This window comes from Pseudoflavonifractor phocaeensis, from assembly GCF_038439875.1.
GTDB lineage: Bacteria > Bacillota > Clostridia > Oscillospirales > Oscillospiraceae > Vermiculatibacterium.
The window spans coordinates 1-2,344 of record NZ_JBCDMT010000009.1; the positions used below are offsets into that span (position 1 = coordinate 1).

Annotated in this window: 5 protein-coding genes; all 5 read left to right on the plus strand. The window is 54.9% G+C overall.

What is annotated here, in order from left to right; all coding sequences use genetic code 11:
* The coding region (locus AAEU42_RS14505) for a hypothetical protein (protein ID WP_342234272.1) at positions 1-1,184 on the plus strand (1,184 nt) is incomplete at its 5' end.
* Between the two features lie 41 nt (positions 1,185-1,225).
* The gene (locus AAEU42_RS14510) at positions 1,226-1,354 is read left to right on the plus strand and encodes a hypothetical protein (RefSeq protein ID WP_342234273.1); all 129 of its coding nucleotides are present in this window, start codon (positions 1,226-1,228) and stop codon (positions 1,352-1,354) included.
* The gene (locus AAEU42_RS14515; protein ID WP_342234274.1) at positions 1,344-1,718 is read left to right on the plus strand and encodes a hypothetical protein; all 375 of its coding nucleotides are present in this window, start codon (positions 1,344-1,346) and stop codon (positions 1,716-1,718) included. Before AAEU42_RS14510 ends, AAEU42_RS14515 begins: the two co-directional genes overlap by 11 nt.
* Entirely contained in the window at positions 1,711-1,893 is a 183-nt protein-coding gene (locus tag AAEU42_RS14520; protein ID WP_342234275.1) for a hypothetical protein, read from the plus strand. The genes AAEU42_RS14515 and AAEU42_RS14520 overlap by 8 nt, the downstream gene beginning before the upstream one ends.
* Positions 1,894-1,896: 3 nt before the next feature.
* The coding region (locus tag AAEU42_RS14525; RefSeq protein ID WP_342234276.1) for a hypothetical protein at positions 1,897-2,344 on the plus strand (448 nt) is incomplete at its 3' end.

Below are 2,344 nucleotides of genomic sequence, written 5' to 3' on the forward strand. Positions count from 1 at the left end.
CCCAGAGAAAAGAAAAGCGGCCTATGAAAAACGTAGTAGACCGCATGAAAGAAAACCAGTCCGAGAAGAAGGTCGCGGACTTTAAGGTCAAGCAACAACAACCGTACTGGTTCAAAAAGCAATACGCCGCCATCCGGGCCAGGGAGTTCTACGACCACCCAGATATTGCCGGGAATTGTTATGTAGCAGTAGGCGGCCTTGACAGTATCACGCTGTACCTGTTCCTGCATTCCATTGGAATCCAGGTGCCGGGGGTATCGGTGTCCTTTTTGGAGGACAAGAGCATCCAGCGGGTACATAAAGCGCTGGGGATCATCTGCCTGCCGCCAGCACTGCGCCCGGACAGTAAGCCGTGGACCAAGGCGGCAATCATCAAAGAATTTGGATTCCCCATTTTGAGCAAGGAAATTGCCCATAAGATTGAGACCTTGCAAAATCCTACCCCAAAGAATGCCACATCTCGCCATGCCATTATCACCGGGGAGACAGGGGCATACGGCGGGTACCGGAAGGGGACCCGCATGAAGCTGTCCCAGGAATGGCTGGAAAAGTTCGGTGGCTATGAGAATAAACGCGAGGGGACCAGATACGGAGTGCCGGATTTCCTGGTATCGGACAAATGTTGTTATTACTTGAAGGAGAAGCCATGTAACGACTACGCCAAAGAGAGCGGGCGGTTTCCTTATATGGGTCTCATGGCCTCTGAAGGAGGGCGGAGGCAAAAGACCCTCATGCTCAACGGCTGCAATTATATCAGCAAGAGCACCAAGCGCAGCGCCCCCTTCGCCATTTTCTCGCGCCAGGATGTGCTCACCTTGGCATTGGAGATGGAGGCCTATTATCACGAGCAATGGCGGGAATTTGGCGACGAGGAACTGGATACCATCGTGCCAGCCATCTACGGCGAGATTGTCCAGGACCCAGACAGTACACTGCGCACCACCAAGGCCCAGCGGACGGGGTGCAGCATGTGCGGCTTCGGCATCCATCTCGAAAAACGCCCTCACCGGTTTGACTACCTCCGCCAGAGCAACCCCGCAGAGTGGGAGTACCAGATGTATCACATCGGCCGGGACATCCATGGCAACGAAATTGGCTGGGGCCACGTATTGGATTATATCGGCGTGGAATGGCGCAACGATCCAGAGTGTGAATTGGAAGGACAGGAGATGTTGGAGCTTTGAAAGAGGAAAAGAAAATCTGCGCCTGGTGCTGGTACGCCAGGATGAAGCGAGACATTTGCGGGATCTACTGCACGGGAGGATTTGAGAATCCGGACGGAAGCTGTGACCACTTTCTGGACTCCAAAACGGTGATGCCGAAAAAGCATGAGGAGGACAACGATGGCCGATAAAACCAAGGCCCTGCTGGCCAGGGAACCGGAGATCGTGGCGGCGCTGCGGCATTGCCCCGTGGTCGAGTGCGCACACTGTGCTTTTGCAGGAGAGGAATGCAAACTTGGAGAACAGGCCGCCACCCTGATCGAGGCCATGGCCGCCGAGAACGCCCAGCTTCGGAAACAGCTTGCCGCTGTGACTGCGGAGAGGGACGCGGCGGTGGAGAGCTGGTGCGGATTCTGCGCAAAGTGTAAATGGAACGGCAAGCAGCATTTATCTGATGGCAAGATGGATGATAGGTGCAAAACCTGCCGGGAGAACAATAAGTGCAACTGGCAGTGGCGTGGTCCGCAGGGGGCCGGGGAGGTAGACCATGAGTAAGAAGCTGGAGCCGTGCCCGCCCACCAACGCCGACCGCATCCGGGCCATGACAGACATTGAGCTGGCAAACTTTATAGCCGGGGTTGCAACAAAAGATTTTGATTTTCGCTCTTTGTTCGGCGGATATTCATCGGCATTGAAGTGGCTCACCCAGCCAGCAAAGGAGGAGGGGTAGACGATGGAGCTCACAAACGGTGAATTTGCCCGTCACTTGCTCGTAGCGGCGGATATGCTGGATTGCGCAGACAATTCAGGGAATAAAATCGTACCTGGAATTGTGCGGTCAATGCGTAAAGCCAGCGGTATTATTACTGCTTACGAGGAAACTATGGGCCGCCTTGGCCTCACCCCTGACGACCTGCCACGTGCCGCTGAACTGCTCAAGGCGGAGAGGGAGGGGCAGTGCGTGATGCTGGATGAAAAGACGGCACTTGCGATGTTCGCCGGTGCAAGAGCCATTGAAAGCAACAAGCGTCTGTACAATGTTATCTGTGAATGGTGTATTCCTGGGGAGCGCGGCGAGCCTAAAGAAATCAGTTACTATGATGCGGCCAAGAGACTGCATGAAATGTCTGAACCGGCGCTTACCCTCGCCGAGGCAGAGGCGGCTTTGGCAAAAGAAAACC

What these genes read in the sequence shown, in the direction of transcription:
- AAEU42_RS14510 (WP_342234273.1), top strand. Translation starts at nt 1,226, where the DNA reads ATGAAGCGAGACATTTGCGGGATCTACTGCACGGGAGGATTTGAGAAT.
- AAEU42_RS14515 (WP_342234274.1), top strand. Translation starts at nt 1,344, where the DNA reads ATGGCCGATAAAACCAAGGCCCTGCTGGCCAGGGAACCGGAGATCGTG.
- AAEU42_RS14520 (WP_342234275.1), top strand. Translation starts at nt 1,711, where the DNA reads ATGAGTAAGAAGCTGGAGCCGTGCCCGCCCACCAACGCCGACCGCATC.